This is a genomic window from Pseudomonas sp. 58 R 12, assembly GCF_900005865.1.
GTDB lineage: Bacteria > Pseudomonadota > Gammaproteobacteria > Pseudomonadales > Pseudomonadaceae > Aquipseudomonas > Aquipseudomonas tritici.
Genome location: NZ_CVTP01000026.1, coordinates 91582 through 113467 on the forward strand (window position 1 = coordinate 91582; position 21886 = coordinate 113467).

19 protein-coding genes are annotated in these 21886 nt (G+C 60.2%); 6 read left to right on the forward strand and 13 right to left on the reverse strand.

The annotated features are described in order from the left end of the window. Window positions 1-132 precede the first annotated feature (132 nt). Window positions 133-489, reverse strand: coding sequence for a DUF1493 family protein (locus BFP95_RS23270; protein ID WP_065875831.1), 357 nt, complete (start codon window positions 487-489; stop codon window positions 133-135). Between the two features lie 734 nt (window positions 490-1223). On the opposite strand from BFP95_RS23270, the gene BFP95_RS23275 reads away from it, so the two are divergent. Together BFP95_RS23275 and BFP95_RS23280 are read left to right on the forward strand one after the other, a co-directional pair. Then, entirely contained in the window at window positions 1224-3161 is a 1938-nt protein-coding gene (locus tag BFP95_RS23275; protein ID WP_065890237.1) for a RecQ family ATP-dependent DNA helicase, read from the forward strand. Between the two features lie 23 nt (window positions 3162-3184). Next, entirely contained in the window at window positions 3185-3616 is a 432-nt protein-coding gene (locus BFP95_RS23280; RefSeq protein ID WP_065875827.1) for an acyl-CoA thioesterase, read from the forward strand. Window positions 3617-3766: 150 nt separating this feature from the next. Here the strand turns inward: BFP95_RS23280 and BFP95_RS23285 are convergent, their stop codons facing one another. From BFP95_RS23285 to BFP95_RS23300, 4 genes are all read right to left on the reverse strand, one after another. Beyond that, a complete protein-coding gene (locus tag BFP95_RS23285) occupies window positions 3767-4246 on the reverse strand; it encodes a YMGG-like glycine zipper-containing protein (protein ID WP_049710575.1) in 480 nt (159 codons plus the stop codon). 221 nt (window positions 4247-4467) lie between these two features. Beyond that, on the reverse strand, window positions 4468-6816 hold the full coding sequence (locus BFP95_RS23290) for an FdhF/YdeP family oxidoreductase (RefSeq protein ID WP_065875826.1): 2349 nt from the start codon (window positions 6814-6816) through the stop codon (window positions 4468-4470). Continuing rightward, a complete protein-coding gene (gene fdhD, locus BFP95_RS23295; RefSeq protein ID WP_065910771.1) occupies window positions 6813-7652 on the reverse strand; it encodes a formate dehydrogenase accessory sulfurtransferase FdhD in 840 nt (279 codons plus the stop codon). Before fdhD ends, BFP95_RS23290 begins: the two co-directional genes overlap by 4 nt. A gap of 97 nt (window positions 7653-7749) precedes the next feature. Further along, window positions 7750-8637 carry a LysR family transcriptional regulator gene (locus BFP95_RS23300; protein WP_049710572.1) on the reverse strand — a complete coding sequence of 296 codons (888 nt, stop codon included), beginning with the start codon at window positions 8635-8637 and terminating at the stop codon, window positions 7750-7752. 132 nt (window positions 8638-8769) lie between these two features. On the opposite strand from BFP95_RS23300, the gene lysM reads away from it, so the two are divergent. Continuing rightward, window positions 8770-9210 carry a peptidoglycan-binding protein LysM gene (lysM, locus tag BFP95_RS23305; protein ID WP_065910772.1) on the forward strand — a complete coding sequence of 147 codons (441 nt, stop codon included), beginning with the start codon at window positions 8770-8772 and terminating at the stop codon, window positions 9208-9210. 141 nt (window positions 9211-9351) lie between these two features. On the opposite strand, the gene yrfG is transcribed toward lysM, so the two are convergent. Beyond that, entirely contained in the window at window positions 9352-10014 is a 663-nt protein-coding gene (gene yrfG / locus BFP95_RS23310) for a GMP/IMP nucleotidase (RefSeq protein WP_065910773.1), read from the reverse strand. An 87-nt stretch (window positions 10015-10101) separates the two neighbouring features. Here yrfG and nudE point away from each other — a divergent pair, with 87 nt between their 5' ends. Beyond that, the gene (gene nudE, locus BFP95_RS23315; RefSeq protein WP_065875823.1) at window positions 10102-10668 is read left to right on the forward strand and encodes an ADP compounds hydrolase NudE; all 567 of its coding nucleotides are present in this window, start codon (window positions 10102-10104) and stop codon (window positions 10666-10668) included. Continuing rightward, window positions 10665-11501: a 3'(2'),5'-bisphosphate nucleotidase CysQ gene (cysQ, locus tag BFP95_RS23320; protein ID WP_065875822.1), complete on the forward strand. Its 837-nt coding sequence runs from the start codon at window positions 10665-10667 to the stop codon at window positions 11499-11501. The genes nudE and cysQ overlap by 4 nt, the downstream gene beginning before the upstream one ends. A gap of 127 nt (window positions 11502-11628) precedes the next feature. On the opposite strand, the gene BFP95_RS23325 is transcribed toward cysQ, so the two are convergent. From BFP95_RS23325 to rfbB, 7 genes are read right to left on the reverse strand one after another with little or no spacing between them, the layout of a single operon-like run. Further along, window positions 11629-12084 (reverse strand): thioesterase domain-containing protein, encoded by a 456-nt coding sequence (locus BFP95_RS23325; RefSeq protein ID WP_065910774.1) that lies wholly within the window; start codon window positions 12082-12084, stop codon window positions 11629-11631. 26 nt (window positions 12085-12110) lie between these two features. Beyond that, window positions 12111-13487, reverse strand: a complete 1377-nt coding sequence (locus tag BFP95_RS23330) for a sigma-54-dependent transcriptional regulator (RefSeq protein WP_049710567.1) — start codon at window positions 13485-13487, stop codon at window positions 12111-12113. Then, entirely contained in the window at window positions 13484-15292 is a 1809-nt protein-coding gene (locus BFP95_RS23335; RefSeq protein ID WP_065879770.1) for a sensor histidine kinase, read from the reverse strand. The genes BFP95_RS23330 and BFP95_RS23335 overlap by 4 nt, the downstream gene beginning before the upstream one ends. A gap of 36 nt (window positions 15293-15328) precedes the next feature. Next, on the reverse strand, window positions 15329-16210 hold the full coding sequence (gene rfbD / locus BFP95_RS23340; protein WP_065910775.1) for a dTDP-4-dehydrorhamnose reductase: 882 nt from the start codon (window positions 16208-16210) through the stop codon (window positions 15329-15331). Continuing rightward, a complete protein-coding gene (gene rfbC / locus BFP95_RS23345; protein WP_065875813.1) occupies window positions 16207-16752 on the reverse strand; it encodes a dTDP-4-dehydrorhamnose 3,5-epimerase in 546 nt (181 codons plus the stop codon). Before rfbC ends, rfbD begins: the two co-directional genes overlap by 4 nt. Further along, entirely contained in the window at window positions 16733-17626 is an 894-nt protein-coding gene (rfbA, locus tag BFP95_RS23350) for a glucose-1-phosphate thymidylyltransferase RfbA (RefSeq protein WP_065910776.1), read from the reverse strand. The genes rfbC and rfbA overlap by 20 nt, the downstream gene beginning before the upstream one ends. Further along, a complete protein-coding gene (rfbB, locus tag BFP95_RS23355) occupies window positions 17623-18705 on the reverse strand; it encodes a dTDP-glucose 4,6-dehydratase (RefSeq protein WP_065910777.1) in 1083 nt (360 codons plus the stop codon). The genes rfbA and rfbB overlap by 4 nt, the downstream gene beginning before the upstream one ends. Window positions 18706-18857: 152 nt before the next feature. On the opposite strand from rfbB, the gene BFP95_RS23360 reads away from it, so the two are divergent. Then, window positions 18858-21767: an aminotransferase gene (locus tag BFP95_RS23360; RefSeq protein ID WP_065910778.1), complete on the forward strand. Its 2910-nt coding sequence runs from the start codon at window positions 18858-18860 to the stop codon at window positions 21765-21767. The last annotated feature ends 119 nt before the right edge of the window (window positions 21768-21886 follow it).

Consider the following 21886-nt stretch of genomic DNA (forward strand, 5'->3'; position numbering starts at 1 on the left):
AGATCCAGTGTGGGAGCGGGCTTGCTCGCGAAAGCGATGTATCAGTCAACATATTCGGCGACTGACCCTCCGCTTTCGCGAGCAAGCCCGCTCCCACATTTGACTTTCAGTGTGTTCGAAATCTGTATTCTCTCAGCTCAGATTCTCCAGCGTCTGCGTATCCCAGCTATGGGTCTTGATAGCCAGGTAGAGCATGCCGATGGTCAACGGCACCTTCTCGCCTCGCCCTTTGGCCCGGCGCTTGAGAAACACATCAAACACCGGTGGGTTGAAGTAACGATAAGTGTCGTAGTCGCCGAGGTCGAGCGCGAATTCCTGCTCCAGTGCTTCCATGAGTTGCTTGGCCTCACTGCCGTCACAGCCCAGGTCGAAGTTGAGTGAGGTTTGCAGGCGGATCGTCTTGTGTTTCGGCAGGCCGATTTCTTCGTGCAGCAGTTGCAGGAGTTGCTGCATCACGGGGTCTTCGGGGAGGTCAGGGGCCAGGTTCATGGTGGGGGCACGCAGGAGTGGGTGAGGGGGATGGTTGTGTGGGTGTCGGTATTTAGTTTGGCGGATCAGCAAAGCAACGCCCGTAACAAAAGCAATGACAAGCAGGCTCTCGATCTGTGACGCCCTTATCCAAGAGGTCGCGCAGAATAGAAGTGTAGGACCGATTACCACAAGGATCAGCCCACACCATTTTCTAAGGGCAGGGCGCTTGAGTGTTTTTTCAACTAAGGCGGCAACGGCAAAGAGTAGGGTCAGGCTGATCCAGTCGAGGTAGTCGGTCATTGTATTAGCCACCCTGGCGATTGGCAGCCAAGAGGACAAGGCGAATCACCGTCAAGATGACGCCGCAGTGAACTATGGGTTGAGTCCTTTCCATATTCACGGGTCTTAGCCGAAACGGTTGAGAGGACGCTATTTTCCGTCAGCGGTGGGTAACATCTACAGAGGGGCGAGCGACTGTTTGAAGCAGTTTGGGAAAAGTACGGCGCGAGGGTTAGAGGTTTCTTACAGCGGTTTCCGGCATTTGTAGCTTGAAAGTGATTTAACAGAAAACGCTCCCACATTTGGTTTGAGGTGTTCCTACAATCGCTATCGAATCTGTCTGATTTGGCCCAAGGCCATCGCCGCACCCTGTGTATCATCCTGTCTCTTTTTTCCTTGCGACCTTTCTCGATTCGCTGAGATTCCCAGGCTATGTTTTTAAGCCAACTCAGCGGTCAATGGAGTGACAGCCTATGCACGACACCCTCCAGCAGGTCTTTGGTTATCCACAGTTTCGTTTGGGCCAGGAGCAAACGGTCAACGCCGTACTGGCCGGTCGTTCTGCAGCGGCAATTTTTCCTACCGGGTCGGGCAAGTCCTTGTGTTACCAGCTGTCGGCGGTGTTGCTGCCGCACCTGACGCTGGTGGTGTCGCCGCTGTTGGCGTTGATGCAGGACCAGCTTGGTTTTTTGCAGCGTCACGGTATTTCGGCAGGCAGTATCGATTCGGCCCAGAGCCGCGATGAGGCCAATGACGTGATGGCCCGTGCGCGCTCGGGTGAGTTGAAAATCCTGATGGTTTCGGTGGAGCGCTTGAAGAACGAGCGCTTCCGTAACTTCCTGCAAAGCGTGCAAATCTCGCTGCTGGTGGTGGACGAGGCGCACTGTATTTCCGAGTGGGGCCACAACTTCCGCCCGGACTATCTGAAGCTGCCGGACTACCAGCGCCAGTTCAATATCCCACAAGCGCTGTTGCTGACAGCTACAGCGACGCCCAAGGTGATTGCCGACATGCAGGCGAAGTTCGCCATTGCACCGGACGATGTGGTCACCACGGGCTTCTACCGGCCCAACCTCAATCTGTTGGTGGAACCCGTCAGCGGTGCGGACAAGCGTCGTCGTTTGGTCCAGTGGATGAGTGAGCGCGCCAATCAACCCAGCATCGTCTACGTCACACTGCAGAAAACCGCCGAGCAGATTGCCGAGCACCTGAACCGCAACGGTATCCAGGCCGAGGCCTATCACGCCGGTCTGCCCCACGATAAGCGCGAGGGCATCCAGCAGCGCTTCATGGACGGGCGCTCCAATTGCATCGTCGCCACCATCGCGTTTGGCATGGGCATCGACAAGAGTGACATCCGCAACGTGGTGCACTTTGACCTGCCCAAGTCCATCGAGAACTACAGCCAGGAAATCGGTCGCGCGGGGCGTGATGGGCAGCCGTCTGACTGCCTGGTGTTGGCCAACCGCGACAGTCTCAATGTGCTGGAAAACTTCGTCTACGGCGATACGCCGGAGCAGGACGGTATCCATCGGGTGCTGGAAGAATTGCAGGCCGCGCGCGGCGATGGGCAGTGGGAGTTTTTGCTCCGGTCTTTGTCGGACCACAGCAATATCCGCGAACTGCCGTTGAAGACCCTGCTGGTGCAGCTGGAGCTAAAGGGCGTGGTTGCGCCGCGCTACGCGTTTTATGCCGAGTACCGCTTCAAGTACCTGATCGAGCCAGAGGCTTTGCTGGCGCGATTCTCCGGCGAGCGGCAGCAGTTCGTGGCGGCGATCATCCAGGTATGTAAACGAGCGAAAACCTGGGCGACGGTGGATTTCGACGCACTTTATCAACAGCACAATGCCGAACGCAGCCGGGTGGTGAAGGCGCTGGATTACTTCCAGGAGCAGGGCCTGATCGAGCTGGAAAGCAAGCAGATGACGGAGGTCTACAGCCTGCTGGATACCGATTTTGATCCACAGGTCTTGAGCACTGAGTTGTACACAGGCTTCAAGCAGCATGAGGTGGGCGAGGTCGCACGAATTCATGCGATGCTCGATCTGTTCGCCACCGAGCGCTGCCTGGGGCAGCGCCTGGCGCAGTATTTCGGCGATGAAAATGCACCGCAGCGTTGTGGGCATTGCTCGGTGTGCCACGGTCACGTCGCGCACCTGCCGCCACCGCCAGGCTTGCCGCCGCTTGTGGATAAAAACTTCATGGGGCTGTGCGGTGATTTTATCCACAGGCATCATGAGCACACCGGAGAACTGCCGGGCGCGGAACGACTGACACGTTTCCTCGGCGGGATCAGTGTGCCGTTGTTTACCAAGTTGAAGGCGCGGGGTATTCCCGGTTTCGCTGCGTTGGAAGATTACCCTTACGCTGAAGTACGCGAGTGGGCGCAGGCCCATTTGAATGACCTGTAAACCCACCTCCGCGAGACTTACCGATGCCTGACTCAGTGCCACGACGTGCCGATTATCCTCACTTCCAGCCGATCATCACGCGCTGGCACGACAACGATGTGTATGGCCATGTGAACAACGTGACTTACTACAGCTTCTTCGACACAGCGGTGAATACCTACCTGATCGAACAAGGTGGCCTGGATATTCATGACGGTGAAGTAGTGGGGTTTGTGGTGAGTTCGGCGTGTGATTATTTTGCGTCGATCGCTTTTCCCGAGCGCATCGAAATCGGCCTGCGGGTGGGCAAGTTGGGTAACAGCTCAGTCCAGTACGAATTGGCGGTGTTCAAGGCAGGCGAGGAAGAAGCCTGTGCGGCGGGGCGCTTTGTGCATGTGTTTGTGGATCGCGGGTCGAACCAGCCGGTGACGATTCCGGGTTCGCTGCGCGAGGCGTTGCAGCGGTTGGTGGCCTGACCCACGATCATGCAAACAATGAAGGCCAACTGTGGGAGCTGGCTTGCCTGCGACAGCGGTAGTTCAGGTTAAAAAGTGTCGCCTGACACTACGCTATCGCGGGCAAGCCCGCTCCCACATGGTTTTTGCAGTGGTGTTCAGACCGCTGACTTACCGGTGACGGTAGTGATGCTTGTTCTTGCGATGCCCATAGGCATGCCCGCGTCCACGGTGATCGTCGCGGTCATACCGACGGTTATCACGGCTACGCGAACGACGGTCGTCGTCATCGCTCTTGTTACCCATGTAGTTACCCAGTGCGCCACCCGCACCGCCGCCGGCGGCTGCGCCGATCAGGCTACCGGTGTTGCCGCCCATGCTGCGGCCAACCACGTTGCCGCCCGCTGCGCCCAAGGCGCCACCGATGGCTGCTTCGCCACGGCTGCGTTTGTCGGCACCCACCGCACTGCCGCCCGCGCCGCCCAGGGCTGCGCCGATGGCCGAGCCCGTGTTGCCGCCGATCGACTGGCCAACAACCGAACCGAGTACCCCGCCCAATGCGCCGCCCACACCGGCTTCGGTGGTGCCACCAGCCATGGCTGCGCCACTGACCAGGCCAAGGGACAACAAGAGAATCGAGGAGAACTTCATAGGGAGACCTCAAGAGGATGACGGCGCGATCCTGAGGCTGTGTCGACATTGTGACAATAGAAATCCGACCAGTAACACGAGTTGTACACAATTCGCTAAGTTACTGTTTTAGCTGGGGAACTTAAGTCGAATTAGTGAGTCTTTAGCTACTTGGGAATGGCCGCTTTTATGCAAAAGCGGCCTTTTTTGTGCCCGGAATTCATGGTTGTAATGAGCGGGCATTACGCCGAGCGGGCCATGATCAAGCCATTGTCACTTGCCGATTCCAAGCGGATCGCCACGAACTTCGACGTCGGCGTATGGCTGCCATCCCCGGTGCTTTCCAGCGGCACCAGTGGATTAACTTCCGGGTAGTAAGCCGCAGCCTGGCCCGCCGGAATATCAAACGCCAGCAAGGTAAAGCCTTTCACGCGGCGTTCACGCCCATCTTCCCACAGCGATACGATGTCAGCCTTCTGCCCCGGCTTAAAGCCCAGGCGGATGATGTCGGCTTCGTTGACGAACAGCACGTCGCGCTGGCCTTTGACCCCACGGTAGCGATCGTCCAGGCCATAAATAGTGGTGTTGTACTGATCGTGGGAGCGCATCGACTGCATGATCAGGTCCGGTATCCGGCCGGTGGCGTGGGTGCGCTCGTGGATCAGGTCTTTGGGCAGGATGTTCGGGCGGAAGTTGGCGCGGCCCGACGGCGTGTTCCAGCGGCGCGCACCTGCGGAATTACCCAAGTAGAAACCGCCCGGATTTTTGATCTTCTCGTTGAAGTCCTTGAAGCCAGGAATGGTGTCGGCGATCAGGTCGCGGATACGCCCGTAGTCCGCCACAAGCCAATTCCAATCAACGGGTTTGCTACCCAGGGTGGCGGCCGCAATGCCCGCGAGGATTGCCGGCTCCGATTTCATCAGCTTCGACAGCGGCTGCAGTTGGCCGTTGGAGCCGTGCACCATGCTGAACGAGTCCTCTACCGTTACCGCTTGCGGGCCATCGGCCTGCATATCAATGTCGGTACGGCCCAAGCACGGCAGGATCAGTGCGTCTTTGCCGTGCATCAGATGGCTGCGGTTGAGCTTGGTGCTGATCTGTACGGTCAGGTCGCAATTGCGCAAGGCTTCGAAGGTGCGTGGGCTGTCCGGCGTAGCTTGGGCGAAGTTGCCGCCCAGGCCGATAAACACCTTGGAGCGGCCTTCGAGCATGGCGTGAATCGCCTCGACCACGTTGTGGCCGTTGTCACGCGGCACCTGGAACTGGAAACGTCGCTCCAGGGAATCGAGAAACGCCACCGGTGGGCGCTCGTTGATGCCCATGGTGCGGTCGCCTTGCACGTTACTGTGACCGCGCACCGGGCACAGGCCGGCGCCAGGGCGGCCAATGTTGCCGCGCAGCAGCATCAGGTTGGCGATTTCCTGGATGGTCGGCACCGAGTGGCGGTGCTGGGTGATGCCCATCGCCCAGCACATGATCACGTTCTTGCCTTTGGCGTACATGCGCGCCGCTTGCTCGATCTCGACCAGGGTCAGGCCGGACTGCTCGACGATTTCATCCCAAGAGGTGTCGTCGATCTTGCCCAGGTAATCCAGCACATTAGCGGTGTGTTCGTTGAGGAAGTCGTGGTCGAACACCGCTTCCTTGCCTTCGGCCTGGGCCTGGCGTTCCCACAGCAGCAGGAACTTGGCCATGCCGCGCAGAATTGCCATGTCGCCACCCAGCGCCGGGCGGAAGTACGCGGTATTAGTCGGTTTGTCGCCGTTGGTGAGCATTTCCAGCGGGTGTTGCGGGTGTTGGAAGCGTTCCAGGCCGCGCTCTTTCAGCGGGTTGATGCACACCACTTGGGCGCCGCGTTTAACCGCTTCGCGCAGCGGCTCGAGCATGCGCGGGTGGTTGGTGCCGGGGTTCTGGCCCCAGACAAAAATCGCGTCGGCATGTTCGAAGTCATCAAAGGTCACGGTGCCTTTGCCCACGCCCACGCTCTGCGCCAGGGCCACGCCGCTGGCCTCGTGGCACATGTTCGAGCAATCCGGGAAATTGTTGGTGCCGTAGGCGCGTACAAACAACTGGTACAGGTACGCGGCTTCATTGCTGGCGCGGCCCGAGGTGTAAAACTCGGCCATGTCCGGGCTAGGCAGGGCGTTGAGGTGTTTGCCGACCAAGTCGAAGGCCGCTTCCCAACTGATGGGCAGGTAGCGGTCGGTTTCGGCGTCATAGCGCATCGGCTCGGTCAGGCGGCCCTGGTATTCCAGCCAATAGTCGCTCTGTTCAATCAAGGCACTGACGCTGTGCTTAGCGAAGAACGCTGCATCCACGCGACGTTTGGTGGCTTCCCAGTTCACCGCCTTGGCGCCGTTTTCGCAGAACTTGACCATGCCGCTTTCCGGCGAGTCGCCCCAGGCGCAGCCCGGGCAGTCGAAACCGCCGTTCTGGTTGGTCTTGAGCATCATGCGCAGGTTTTTCAGCGCGTTGTCGCTGGTCAGCCACGCCTGGGCCACGCTGATCAGTGCGCCCCAGCCGCCCGCCGGGCCTTTATAGGGCTTGTAGCGTGGGGTCGGGGTTTGGTCGGCTTGGTGATGATTGCTCATGGCTGGTACTCCATCGCAGGGCTGTAGACCCGCGGCGCGCTTTTCTGCGGCAGGTGGATGAGATTGAGGTTGTGTCGGCGCGCCCATTGCAGGGCCAGGCCGGTGGGTGAAGACAGGCTTACCAGGGTCTGGATGCCCGCGCGCAGGACTTTCTGTATCAATTCGAGGCTGCAACGGCTGGTGACAATCGCCAGGCCGCCGTCAGTCGGGATCTTTTGACGGATGAGTGCGCCAATCAACTTGTCCAGGGCGTTATGCCGGCCGATGTCTTCACGGCCCAGCAGCAATTCGCCCTGGCCGTTCATAAACACCGCCGCATGCACCGCGCCACTGTATTGGCCCAAGGGCTGGAACGCGCTGATGCGCTGGCGCAGGCCGTCGAGCCATTCGGCAGGCGGCAAGGGTGCGCCGGGCAGCACTTGCAGGTCTGGCAAGGCTTGCTCCACCGCTTCCACGCCGCACAGGCCACAGCCGCTGGTGCCGGCCAACTGGCGGCGCTGCTGCTTGAGGTTCCAGAAGGCACGGCTGGAGATCTGCACCTGAGCGTATTGGGCCGAGCCCGAACCGCTGAGTTTAAGATCATATATGTCGCTAACGTCGGCGATAATGCCGCTTCCGAGGCTGAAGCCGACGATGAAGTCTTCCAGGTCGGTGGGCGTTACCAGCATGACCGCCTGGCTGATGTCGTTATAGGCAATCGCCAACGCCACTTCTTCCGCCAATGCAGTACTGGCGACTTCTGTGTGTTCGAGGTTGCAAAACTGGTAGCTCTGGCTGGCGGAGGGCGCAGGCGCTTCAACAGCGGGCGCCGCGCAGACTGGACGCTTGGCGTTCATGGGGCAGTACCACCGACGGATTGATCAGTGCTCAGACTAGGCGCGACAAAGCGTCACGTCTAATTGCCAGTACTGATCCGCCGATAGATGACGTCGATCAAGATTCGATTTGCGATTTCTGATACAGCGCGAAACACGCCTCCGCCAACGCTGAACGCGGCGCGCTGCGGCGCATGATCAACCCCAGGCGGGCCAGTGTATGGGCGTCTTCGATCGGCTGCAGGCGCAGATGTTCGGTGAGCGCGTCCAAGCCCCCATCCAGCGGCATCACCGCACAGCAGAGGCCGCCATGCACAGCTTGTAACAACTGATGGACGGCATCGGTCTGCAGCAACGGCTGCGGGTTGAGCCCACGGCTGTGGAAGTTGTGGTCGATGGACTGGCGAAAGTGCATGCCACTGGTCAGCATGCCCAGGGGCAGTTCGATCAGCGCTTCCCAGCTCAACGGCGTATCTCCAAAGCTGAAGAAGCGCTGGTCGTAAAGCAGGCCCATACGGGTTTCGCCCAACGCCAGCGAGTCGAAGCGTTCGTTGTCCAGGCGTTCGAGGTAAGACACACCCAGGTCCAGCCGATTGCTCGCCAATTGTTCAAGGATCTGTTCAGAGCTGAGCGCCGACAGCTCGAAGCGCAGGCTCGGGTGTTCTTTATGCAGTTGCTGCATCAACGCCAAGGGATCGAAGCTCGACAACGGCACCACGCCCAGGCGCAACGTACCCACCAGGTTGCCGCGACAGGCTGCCGCTTCGGCCTGCAAGCCGTCATATGCCGCTAGCACCGTGCGAGCCCATGCCAACACCCGCTCACCGGGGGCGGTAAAACCTTCGAAGCGCTGGCCACGGTTGACCAGCGATAGATCAAGCTCTTCTTCCAGGTTGCGCAATCGCATCGACAGAGTCGGTTGGGTGATGTGGCAGCGCGCCGCCGCCTGGCCGAAGTGACGGGTTTCGTCGAGGGCGATGAGGAATTTCAGCTGTTTGATGTCCATCTTCGCTCCAGGGCTTATTCCAATGGCGGGGGGATTCTAGCGCGTTTGGGTCTTGGGTCGGGCTGGAACCCAAGTCCACAGGACTGGTCTAGTCTTGGGCATCTGGAAATCAAAAACCAAGGAGAGCGCACTATGAGCATTTTTAGCTTTATCAAGGAAGCTGGCGAAAAGATTGTCGACCTGTTGACGCCGGGCAATGCAAACGCCAGTGAGCAGTTGAAGGACCACGTGTCCAAAGTGGGTCTGGGTAATCCGAGCGTGCAGACCACGGTAGATGGCGACAAGGTGACGGTGACCGGTGAAGTCGCCACCCAGGAAGAGAAAGAGAAGATTCTGCTGGCGCTGGGCAATATTGCCGGTGTGGCCAGTGTGGATGACCAGATCACTGTAACGGGGCCGGCTGTCGAGGCTGCCACTTTTGTAGTCGTGAAAAAGGGCGACACGCTGAGTGCTATTTCTCTCTCGGTGTACGGTAACGCCAATCTGTATAACAAGATTTTCGAGGCGAACAAGCCGCTGTTGTCCCATCCGGACAAGATCTATCCAGGCCAGACACTGCGTATTCCCAAGTAATACGAAGGCCTAAATGTGGGAGCGGGCTTGTGTGGGAGCCGGGCTTGCCCGCGATAGCATCGCCTCGGTTGGAGCTAAACACCGCGGTGCCTGCATCGCGGGCAAGCCCGGCTCCCACATGGATCTTCTCCCACTTGGGGGTCAGAGTCCGACAATGAGATCTCGGTAATCACCCACCGCTGCGAATTCAGCTGTGTCCTTGGGCCCCTTCTTACTGTCCGGCTCTTTCACTGCCAGCAAATGCCCCACGCCAAACGCCTGGGCGCTGCGCAGGATCGGCAACGTGTCGTCGATAAACAGGCTGCGGGCGGGGTCGAAGTTGATGTCGGCTTGCAGGGCATCCCAGAATTGCGGGTTTTCCTTGGCGAAACCGTAATCGTGGGAGCTGATCAACCGTTCGAAATACGGCGCCAGTTCAATGCGTTCCAGCTTCAATGACAGTGAATCACGATGCGCGTTGGTGATCAGGATCACACGCTTGCCGGCCCTTTTGATGGCCGCCAGGAACGTGTCGGCATCGGGGCGCAGGGCGATCAAGTGGGCGGTCTCCAGCTTGAGTTCGCGCACCGGGATCTTCAGCTCCGCGCTCCAGAAATCCAGGCAATACCATGGCAAGTGTCCAGCGTTACGCTCGAACAGGGGCTGCAACTCCATCTCGGCCATGGCGCGGCTCACCCCGTGCAGCTCGGCGTACCGCTGGGGCAGGTGGTCCATCCAGAAATGGTTGTCGTAATGCAGGTCGAGCAGGGTGCCGTCCATGTCCAGCAGGACGGTGTCGATGGCGTGCCAGGGCAAAGCGGGCATGGGGCGTTCTCATGTAAGTAAAGATATCCGACACAGACAATCGGAAAAGCCACGGTATAGTAACCCGATCACGCCAAGGAGCCGTTTATGCGCCAGAAACCCACCGTCCTCGCCCGCGAAATAGTCGCCAGTAGCCGTTTGTTCCGCGTGGAGGAAGTGCAATTGCGCTTTTCCAATGGCGTTGAACGGACCTACGAACGCCTTGTGGGCCGCGGTGCCGGCTACGGCGCGGTGATGATCGTGGCGATGATCGATGAGGATCATGCATTGCTGATTGAAGAATACTGCGGTGGCACCGACGAGTATGAGCTGTCCTTGCCCAAGGGCTTGATCGAACCCGGTGAAGATGTGCTGGCGGCAGCCGATCGCGAACTCAAGGAGGAAGCCGGCTACGGCGCGCGGCAGTTGGAACACATTACCGAGTTGTCATTGTCGCCCGGTTACATGAGTCAGAAAATCCAGGTGGTGCTGGCCACCGACCTCTACGAGGAACGCCTTGAAGGCGATGAACCTGAGCCGATGCGTGTGGACCGGGTGAACCTGCGCGAGCTGTCGATGCTTGCGCAAAACGAGCAATTCAGCGAAGGCCGCGCCCTGGCCGCGCTGTACCTGGTACGAGACCTGTTGACCCAGCGTGGAGCGTTTACTGCATGAGCGAACTGTTTTTAGGCCACGCGTTTATTGCCCCTGTGATCGAACTGGCACGCCAGGCGGGTGAAGTGATAATGCCGTACTGGCGCGCCGATGTGGCGGTGACTTCCAAGGCCGACGAATCGCCGGTGACGGCGGCGGACCTGGCCGCGCATCATCTGATCCTGGCAGGCCTGACCGCGCTGGACCCGAGCATTCCGGTGCTGTCCGAGGAAGACGCCGACATCGACCAGAGCGTGCGTGCCGGCTGGGAGCGCTGGTGGTTGGTTGACCCGTTGGACGGCACCAAGGAGTTTATCGCCGGCACCGAAGAGTTCACCGTCAATATCGCCCTGATTGAACGAGGCCGCGTGGTGTTTGGCGTGGTGTCGATGCCCACCAACGGGCGTTGTTATTTCGGTGGCGCGGGCCTGGGCGCTTGGCGTTCGGACGTCAATGAAGCGCCCAAACAGATTCAGGTGCGCGCCGCGCCGGCGGCGGGTGAGTCATTTACTGTGGTCGCCAGCCGTCGCCATACAAGCCCTGAGCAGGAACGTTTGCTGGACGGTTTGAGCGAAGGCTTGGGTGAGCTGAAACTGGCGAATATCGGCAGTTCGTTGAAGTTTTGCCTGTTGGCCGAAGGCAGCGCCGACTGTTATCCGCGTTTGGCACCCACTTCACAGTGGGACACTGCGGCGGCTCAGGGCGTGCTGGAAGGGGCTGGGGGCGAGGTGTTGGAGTTGAACGGCGCGCCGTTCAGTTATCCGGCGCGGGCATCGTTGCTGAACCCGTTCTTTTTGGCGTTGCCGGCGAAGGCGGCCTGGCGTGAGCGGTTGCTGACCCTGGCCCGGTCCTAAGGCCACCATACATTCAATGTGGGAGCTGGATTGCCTGCGATGGCGGTGGTTCAGTCACTGAAACGGTGACTGTCAGACCGCTATCGCAGGCAAGCCAGCTCCCACAGTTGGTTTTGCATGATTGCTTTTAGCGGTGCAGGACGTATTGACCGGTGAAAGCCACCGCTCTTTCCTCACTGCCTTCATTCACAATCCATGTCTCCAACGCCAACCGCGCACGGCCATGACGCTTATACGTCGCCACAAAGCGTTTCCACACCTTGTCCTCCGGCGCCGCGCAAACAGCCGTCGCATCCCGCGTGACCGGCAGCGGATAGCTGATCTGCCCCTCCTGAATCACGATATGCCCGTCTTCAATCCCTTCTTCACGCAGCTGCAAGTGCAGCCAACCCCAGCCCGCCAGGACTGCACCGCAATACAGGCTGCCGCCGAACATGGTGCTCTTATGGTTGATATTGGGTTGCAAGGGCAGGTGCAATTCCAGCTGCCCGTGCTGCCAATCAAGCACCTTGAGACCCATTTCCCGGGTGAGGGGGATGTCGTGGTGAAGGATGGATTCCAGGTAACGGCTGTCGCGGCTCATGGGGGCCTCTTGGCGGGTGGGAGCGGTCATTCGTCGTCGCCACTTTGGTTGGCGAAGTTCAGGCCGTGCTTGCGCAGTTTGTCGTGCAAGGTTTTGCGCGGTACGCCCAAGGCTTCGGCCAGGCTACGCATAGAGCTGTGCGGGCGGGTCAGTTCGGCGGCGATCAGGCTTTTTTCGAACTGCTCGACTTGCTCGCTGAGGCCGCCGGGCGTGGAGGTCAGGACACCGGCCGATGGATTGTCCGGTGTGTTATCCAGCGCCAGTTCCAGGCCCAGGGCGAAGCGTTCGGCAGCGTTTTGTAGCTCGCGCACGTTGCCCGGCCAGCTATGACGCAGCAGCAGCGCGCGCTGGCCCGGTTGCAGCTCGTGCAGCGGCAGGCCGTGGCGGCTGCTGGCTTCATCGGCAAAATGCTGGAACAGCATCAGCGCATCTTCACCGCGCTCACGCAGCGGTGGAATACGCAGCGGCGCGACGTTGAGGCGGTAATACAAGTCGGCACGGAAACGGCCCTGGTCGGCGGACTGGCGCAGGTCTTCCTTGGTCGCGGCGATGATGCGGATATCCAGCGGTATCAGCTGATTGCCGCCCAAGCGCTCGACGACGCGCTCCTGCAACAGGCGCAAGAGTTTGACCTGTACATCCAGGCTCATGCTTTCGATTTCATCGAGGAATAAAGTACCGCCGTTGGCAAATTCGAATTTGCCGATCCGGCGTTTCTGCGCGCCGGTAAACGCGCCGGGTTCATGGCCGAACAGCTCGCTTTCCACCACGGATTCGGCCAAAGCGCCTGCGTTGATCGCCACAAACGGACCGCTGCGGCGGCTCGATAGGTCATGCAGCGCGCGCGCCACCACTTCTTTGCCGGCGCCGGTTTCGCCGAGGATCAGCACATCGGCTCTGGTCGCCGCCAGTGCACCGATCTGTTCGCGCAGGCGCAGCATTTGTGGCGAGTGCCCCACCAGGCGTGTGCTCAATTGCTGGCGGTCGCTGAGGGCCAGGCGCAGGCTGCGGTTGTCCAGCACCAGGCGGCGCAAGGCCAGGGCGCGGCGCACGCTGTCGAGCAAGGCATCGCTGGCGAAGGGCTTTTCGAGGAAGTCATACGCCCCGGCGCGCATGGCTTGCACCGCCAGCGGTACATCGCCGTGGCCGGTGATCAGCAGCACCGGCAGGTCCGGGTCCTGGCCGTGCAGTTCGGCGAGCAACTCCAGGCCGTCCATGCCGGGCATGCGGATGTCGCTGACCACCACGCCCGGCCAATCCCGCGACAGGCGCGCGGTAAGGCCGGTGGCTTCGCCCAGGGTCAGGACTTTCAGCCCGGCCAGGTCCAGGGTCTGGCACAGGGCCTGACGCAGGTGTGGATCGTCGTCGATCAACACCACCTGAATCTGGTTATCGATACTCATACACTGCGGTCCTCGGACGGTTGCAGACTGACGCCAGGCGAGCCGGCACGCAATTTCAAGGTTAACAGCGCGCCGCCTTCCTTGTGGTTGGCAAACAGCAGTTCACCGCCAAAGGCGCGCATCAGGGTTTCACAGATCGCCAGCCCTAACCCCAGGCCCTGGGTGCGGGTCTTGGTGGTATAGAACGGCTCGCTGGCGCGGCCCAGGGCCTCCATGCAAAAGCCCGGTCCGTTGTCGCGAATGTACAGGTTGACGCCCTGCTCGGTGGTTTCGGCACTCAGCCAGAGTTTGCGCGGCGGGCCTTTTTCGGTGAGGGCGTCGAGGGCGTTGGCCAGCAGGTTGCCGAGCACCTGGCGTAACCGGGTTTCGCCGGCCTGTACCCACAATGTTGCCTCCGGCAAATCGCGGATCAGCTCCACCTCCATCGACCGACGCCGCTTGGCCAGCAAGGCCAGCGCATCGTCCAGTGCCGGTTGCAGGGCTACGCTTTCGGGCGCATGCCGGTCGCGACGGGCAAAGGCGCGCAAGTGGGCAATGATCGAGGCCATGCGCCCGGTCAGTTCGCTGATCAGCTTGAGGTTGCCCCGCGCGTCGCTGGTGCGCTCGTGGTCGAGCAGGATTTCGGCGTTTTCCGCATAGCTGCGAATCGCTGCCAAAGGCTGGTTGAGTTCGTGGCTGATGCTCGCCGACATGGTGCCCAGCGCCGACAGTTTGCCGGCCTGTACCAGGTCGTCCTGGGCACGCACCAGCTCCTGCTGAGCGTGCTCGCGTTCCAGCACTTCCTGTTTCAGGCGCCGGTTGAGGCCTTCAAGGTCACTGGTCCGTTCGACCACTCGCGCTTCCAGCTCGCGCCGGGCCTTGGCTTCAAAGGCGATGCGTTCCAGGTAATGGCGGCGGCGTTGCATCATCAAGCCCAGTAACAGCATCAACACCAACAGCGTGGCGCCACCCACGGCAACGACCGTGCGTACCGGGCGGTTGATCAACGAACGTGGCGCGAGGATTTCCACGTTCCAGCCGGTCTCGGCGATGGCCGTAGATTGGCGAAGCCAGGCGGTGCTGCTCAGGCTCAGCGGCTGGGGATCGCGGGTGGGGTAGGGCTGGATGGCGATGATGGCCTGGCGCTCTTCAGCCGTCAGCGGCCGGGTGGCACGGAATCGCCACTGTGGCCGCGACGTGAGAATCACCACGCCGTTATGGTCGGTGACCAGCAGTTGTTCCGGGGTGTTGCCCCACAGGCTTTCGGTGTGGTCCAGGTCGACCTTGACCACCAGCACGCCGATGATTTTATCGCCATCGCGCACGGCGGCGGCGAAGAAATAGCCGCGCTTGGCCGACGTGGTGCCCAACCCGAAAAACCGCCCCAGGCGCCCGGCCATGGCTTCGCTGAAGTAGGGACGGAACGAGAAATTGCGCCCGACAAAGCTGTCTTGTTTATCCCAATTGGAGGCGGCGAGGGTCTTGCCGGAGGTGTCCATCAGGTACATCACCTCCACCCCGGCCTGGGCGGCGACGTCCTTGAGCAGCAGGTTGGCGTTGACCAGGTTGGTGCTGACCTGGGGCGCGCCAAGTGCCGTGCGCAAGGCCGGCAGGTCGCCAAGAATTTGTGGCAGTACTTCGTAGCGGTGCAGGGTGCCCAGCAGGTTGGCCACGTACAGGTCAAGGGTCTGGCGATTCTGGCCGGCCAGCTCACTGCGGTAATAACGCTCGGCCAGGTGCTCCAGCGGCCACAGCAGCGGTGCCAGGCACAACGCCAACAGGGCGAGGCTACGCCAGCGGGGTCTACGCGGGAGGGGTGGAGTCATGGGATTCGTGCGCCTGTGGGTACAGGCGCATTATGCCTAGTGCTGCCCTGCAAGACACTCGCGCAATGCGTCTTGCCACGGCGGTTGGCTGATGTGCCATTGCTGCTGCAGGCGACTGCAATCGAGACGCGAGTTCAATGGGCGCCTGGCTAGCGTCGGGTAGGCGCTGGCAGGGATCGGCTCCAGTTCAGCGCAGGCGTTGCCTTGCGTGCGCAGATGCTCGCCAATCGCCTCGGCAAACCCGAACCACGACGTTTCGCCTCTGGCGGTCAAGTGATAGACACCCCATTCCCCCGGCTCGCCCGCCTGCCAGCGCTCGATCAACCCACGCGTGCTGTGGGCGATGCTGCCGGCCCAGGTTGGCGCGCCGATTTGGTCGGCGACGATGCGCATCTGCGGCTTTTCCTTTAACAGGCGCTGCATGGTCAGCAGGAAGTTCTTGCCGTGGCTGGAGTAGACCCAGCTGGTGCGCAGGATCAAGTATTTGCCGCCAACGGCCGTAATCGCCTGCTCGCCCGCCAGTTTGCTCTGGCCATAGACGCCCAGCGGGTTCGGCGTGTCGGCTTCGGTGTAGGGGGCGGGTTTGCTGCCGTCGAACACGTAGTCGGTGGAGTAGTGGATCAACGGGATGCCCAGGGCTTTGGCTTCCTCCGCGAGAACGCCGGGGGCGATGGCGTTGATCGCGAACGCTACGTCCGGCTCGCTTTCAGCTTGATCGACAGCCGTATGGGCCGCGGCGTTGATGATCAAGTCAGGGCGATGGGCGCGGACTTGCTGGCGGATCTGGTCGGGGTTGGCCAGGTCGAGTTGGTCGCGGCCGAGAACGATGAGATCGCCGAGGTCCTGGAGCCGAAGTTGCAGTTCGCGGGAGACTTGGCCGTGTTGGCCGGTGATCAGGATCTTTAGAGCGGAGGTCATGCGAACAGGTCCGCATCTCTCAGGCTTTTGCCGTTTTGATCCTTGACGGACAAGATCGGCGGGCCGTTGAGTTGCCAATCAATGTTGAGATCAGCATCGTCCCAGCGAATGCATCGCTCTGAAGAGGGGGTATAGTAATCAGTCGTCTTGTAGAGGAATTCAGCGTAATCGCTGAGCACTACAAAACCATGAGCAAATCCCGGTGGAATCCATAGCTGGCGGCTATTATTGGCCGACAACCGCACGCCTGCCCATTTGCCAAAAGCTGGTGAGCTTTGACGTATGTCCACCGCCACGTCCAACACTTCACCTGCGGTCACGCGCACCAATTTGCCTTGGGGATGCTCCACTTGGTAATGGAGTCCGCGCAGGACTCCTTGCTGCGAGCGTGAGTGGTTGTCCTGCACGAACTGCTGTTGTAACCCGGTAGCTTTCGCGAAGTCCCGGGCATTGAAACTTTCATAGAAAAAACCGCGTTCATCGCCAAATACCTTCGGCTCGATGATTAATACACCGGGCAACTCAGTGGCGGATACATTCATATGGATTATCCCCTGCAAGGGTGAGCAAGTATTTACCATAGCCGGTCTTGCCAAAATATTTGGCCCGCTCCAGCAAATACTCACGATTAATCCAGCGATTCTGATAAGCGATTTCTTCCAGGCATGCCACTTTCAGGCCCTGACGATGTTCAATCGTCTGTACATAAAGTGAGGCCTCTAGAAGGCTGTCGTGAGTTCCTGTATCGAGCCAGGCGAAGCCTCGGCCGAATCGTTCCACATGAAGGTCGCCGCGATTGAGGTAGGCGTTATTAACATCCGTAATCTCAAGCTCACCCCGGTGTGAGGGTTTGACCGCTTTGGCGATTTCGATCACGTCGTTGTCGTAGAAGTAAAGACCGGTCACGGCATAGGGTGACTTTGGCTTGAGAGGCTTTTCTTCGATGGAGAGGGCCCGGCCTTCCTTGTCGAAATCAATCACGCCAAAACGCTCCGGGTCCTTGACCCAGTAACCGAATACCGTGGCACCGGAGGGCCTTTTAGCTGCTGCACGTAGTTGGTCGCCGAAATACGAACCATGGAAAATGTTGTCGCCCAAGATCAGGCAAACCGGATCATCCCCGATGAACTCTTCGCCAATAATAAAGGCCTGCGCCAGGCCATCGGGAGATGGCTGTTCTGCATAGCTGAACCGTACGCCAAACTGACTACCATCCCCGAGCAGATTGCGGTACTGCGGCAAATCCGCCGGGGTGGAAATCACCAGGATGTCCTTGATTCCCGCCAGCATCAGCACCGAGATCGGGTAATAGATCATCGGTTTGTCATACACCGGCAGCAGTTGTTTGGACACGCCCAAGGTAATGGGGTGCAAACGGGTACCTGAGCCCCCCGCCAATACGATTCCCTTCATCATGCAATCAGATCCTTCATGTCGGTATTGCCCAATCGTTCACCCTGATAACTGCCGTCTTGGACCCTGCGGCACCACTCCAGATTTTCGAGGTACCACTGCACAGTCTTGCGCAAGCCGCTCTCAAAGGTTTCCTCAGGAACCCAGCCTAGCTCACGTTCGATCTTGCTGGCGTCAATTGCGTAACGCTGATCGTGACCCGGTCGATCCTTCACGAAGGTGATCAGGTCGGTAAATTTCCCTACACCTGTCGGGCGTTGCGGTGCCAGCTCTTCCAGCAGGTCGCAGATACCACGCACCACATCAATGTTCTTCTGCTCGTTATGGCCGCCGATATTGTAGGTCTCGCCTACCATGCCCTCTGTCACCACTTTGAGCAGGGCGCGGGCGTGGTCTTCGACGAACAGCCAGTCGCGTACCTGTAAACCATTACCATAGACCGGTAGCGGCTTGCCCGCGAGTGCATTCAGTATCACCAGTGGAATCAGCTTCTCGGGGAAGTGGAATGGCCCGTAGTTGTTTGAACAGTTGGTCAGCAATACTGGCAGGCCGTAGGTGCGCTGCCATGCGCGCACCAAGTGGTCGGACGCAGCTTTGCTGGCCGAATAGGGTGAGCTGGGCGCGTACGGCGTAGTCTCGGTGAACAGATCGTCTACGCCATGCAAGTCGCCATACACTTCGTCAGTAGATATGTGATGGAAGCGGAAGGCGCCCTTGGCGGGTTCTGCCAACGTGTGCCAATAAGCACGAGCAGCTTCCAACAGGCTGTAGGTGCCGACGATATTGGTCTGGATAAAGTCCGAGGGCCCGTCAATCGAACGGTCAACATGGGATTCGGCCGCCAGGTGCATGATAGCTTGGGGCTCGAAACGCGTCAGTACGGCGCTGACGGTGGCCTGGTCGATAATGTCGGCCTGAACAAACTCATAACGGCTATTGCCCGCGATGCTGCTCAGCGATTCCAGGTTGCCTGCATAAGTGAGCTTGTCCAGATTGAGCACTTCGTGCTCGGTGTGTTGAATCAGGTGGCGAATCAGGGCGGAGCCGATAAAACCAGCACCACCGGTGATGAGAATGCGCATGTCGGAGGGCCTTTTCCTTAGACAGACAGTAAACGAATGGAGCATAGCTTGAGTTGTGCGGTGGGGTGGTGCAAGCGCGGCATGCTTCGGGGGTTGCCTAACCCCCCTGAAAAATGGCGATATACACCCCTAAAAAACCGAGGCTACCCTCCATGTTGCTCGCCACCCTGATCCATCGCGCCAGTCTACCCTGCCCGCAAGTTGGCCCCGATCAGGCGGCTCGGCTGCTCGAGGAGCATTACGGCCTGACGGGCACGCTGCACTCGTTGGGGAGCCAGCAGGACCTCAACTACAGAGTCGACAGCCCCCGCGGCCGGTTTGTTCTGAAAATCTGCCGCGGTGACTACGCTGCCGTTGAGCTGCAGGCCCAGCACGCGGCGCTCAATGCCCTGCAGGCCCAAGCCGATGTGCACGTGCCCAAGGTCATCAAGGCCGTGAGCGGTGAAGAGTTGCTGACCCTGACCCTCGACAGCCAAACCCTGCACGTGCGGGTGCTGGACTATATCGATGGCCAGCTGTTGACCCATCAGCCTCATCTGGGCCGCGCGGTAATTGCAGGTTTTGGTGATCTGTGTGGGCGGATGAGCCAAGCGCTGGCGCCGTTCGAACACCCGGGCCTGGAGCGCACGCTGCAATGGGACCCGCGCCATGCCCGGGAGCTGATCACCCATCTGCTGGCAACCCTGGAAAACCTGCCCCACCGCGAAGCGCTGGAGTACGTGGCAGGGCAGGTCGAAAACCGCCTCCGGCCCCTGGCTGATCATCTACCGTGGCAGGCGGTGCACATGGACATCACCGATGACAACGTGGTGTGGCAGCGTGATGCGCAACGTCACTGGCAACTTCAGGGCGTGATCGATTTCGGCGATCTGGTGCACACCTGGCGCATCGCCGATCTGTCAGTGACCTGCGCCGCGTTGCTGCACCATGCCGAAGGTGATCCCTTTGCCATCTTGCCGGCGATACAGGCCTGTCATGCGGTGACACCGTTGCAACACGAAGAATTGCAGGCGCTGTGGTCGCTGATCGTTGCACGGGCGGCGGTGCTGGTGTTGAGCAGCGAGCAGCAGCAACGCCTGGATCCGGATAACAGCTACCTTCTGAAAAACGCCGCACATGAGTGGGAAATTTTCCACGTGGCGACGTCAGTGCCGTTTGAGTTGATGGAGGCGGCGATCCTGGGCTGTGTCGGGCAGGCGTTGGCACCGATTGCCGGCCAAGGCTTCGCGCCCTTGCTACCGGGCCTGGTGGGACGTGAGTTTGCGTTGATCGACCTGGGCGTGCTCAGCCCGCATTTCGAGGCAGGCAACTGGGAGCAGGCGGGTATCGATCAGCGCTTGTTGCAGGATGCAGCTGCCGTGCACGGCCTGGCGGCCAGTCGCTACGGGCAGTACCGCTTGTCGCGTACGCAGCCCGACAGTGCTTATGAACCTGAGACGTTCGCGCTGCACGTCGAGCTGCACGTGCCCCGGGGCACCTCCATCGAGGCTCCGTTTGCGGGCATCGTCCGCCCCGGCGTGAATGGCGAACTGCGTGTGCACAGCAGCGAAGCCAATGTGCGGTTGTGGGGTGCCAAAGCGCTGTTGCAGCCTGGCGCCGCTGTACTCAAGGGGCAGGTGATCGGTGAGGTCGAAGGCCCGCTGACCGTGCAACTGTGCCGTACTGGCTTGCCGGCGCCGCTGTTCTGCACGCCGTCCCGGGCGCAGGCGTGGCAGGCGCTGTGTCCCTCGCCGGCGGCGCTGCTGGGCCTGGCTTGCGACGCAGAGCCCGAGTTGGACTCCGAGGCCTTGCTCGCTCGCCGCGACGCCAGTTTCGCCCGTTCGCAAAAGCACTATTACGTCGACCCGCCGCGCATCGAACGCGGCTGGCGCAACCACCTGATCGACATGCAGGGCCGTTCGTACCTCGACATGCTCAACAACGTGGCAGTGCTGGGCCATGGCCACCCGCGCATGGCGGCGGTGGCGGCGCGCCAGTGGTCGCTGCTCAATACCAACTCACGTTTTCACTATGCGGCGATTGCAGAGTTCTCCGAGCGCTTGCTGGCGCTGGCGCCGGAAGGCATGGACCGCGTGTTCCTGGTCAACAGCGGCACCGAGGCCAATGACCTGGCGATCCGCCTCGCCTGGGCCTACAGCGGTGGCCGCGACATGCTCAGCGTGCTCGAGGCGTACCACGGCTGGTCGGTGGCGGCAGATGCGGTGTCCACCTCGATTGCCGACAACCCCCAGGCGCTGAGCAGTCGCCCGGACTGGGTGCACCCGGTGACCGCGCCCAATACTTATCGAGGTGAGTTCCGCGGGCAGGACAGTGCGCCTGATTACGTACGAAGCGTGGAACACAACCTGGCGAAAATCGCCGCGAGCAAACGCCAACTGGCAGGGTTCATCTGCGAGCCGGTGTACGGCAATGCCGGCGGCATCTCCCTGCCGCCGGGCTATTTGCAGCAGGTGTATGCACTTATCCGCGCCAGGGGCGGCGTGTGCATCGCCGATGAAGTGCAAGTGGGTTATGGCCGTATGGGGCATTTCTTCTGGGGGTTTGAAGAGCAGGGCGTAGTGCCCGATATCATCACCATGGCCAAGGGAATGGGCAACGGCCAGCCGTTGGGGGCGGTGATCACCCGTCGCGAAATCGCCGAGGCGCTGGAGGCTGAGGGGTACTTCTTCTCATCGTCGGGGGGTAGCCCGGTCAGTTGCCGGATCGGCATGGCCGTCTTGGATGTGATGGAGGAAGAAAAGCTGTGGGAAAACGCCCAAGTGGTTGGTGGGCATTTCAAGGCGCGGCTGGAAGAATTGATCGATCGTCATCCATTAGTGGGGGCTGTCCACGGCTCCGGGTTTTATCTCGGCCTGGAATTGGTGCGCGACCGGCACACCCTGGAGCCGGCCACTGAGGAGACCGCCTTGCTATGCGACCGCCTGCGGGAGCTGGGGATCTTTATGCAACCCACGGGGGATTATTTGAACATCCTCAAGATCAAGCCGCCGATGGTCACGTCCAAACGCAGCGTGGATTTCTTTGTCGACATGCTGTCGAAGGTGCTGGACGAACACGCGTAATAATCGATTGTTATCGGTTATTTTCTGTCATCTTCATCTGCTATGAACTTATGTTGCTTTTAAAGCCGATTTATATCCGTTATAAAGTCGGCCTTTACCCCCATTCGGAGTCCTGATCG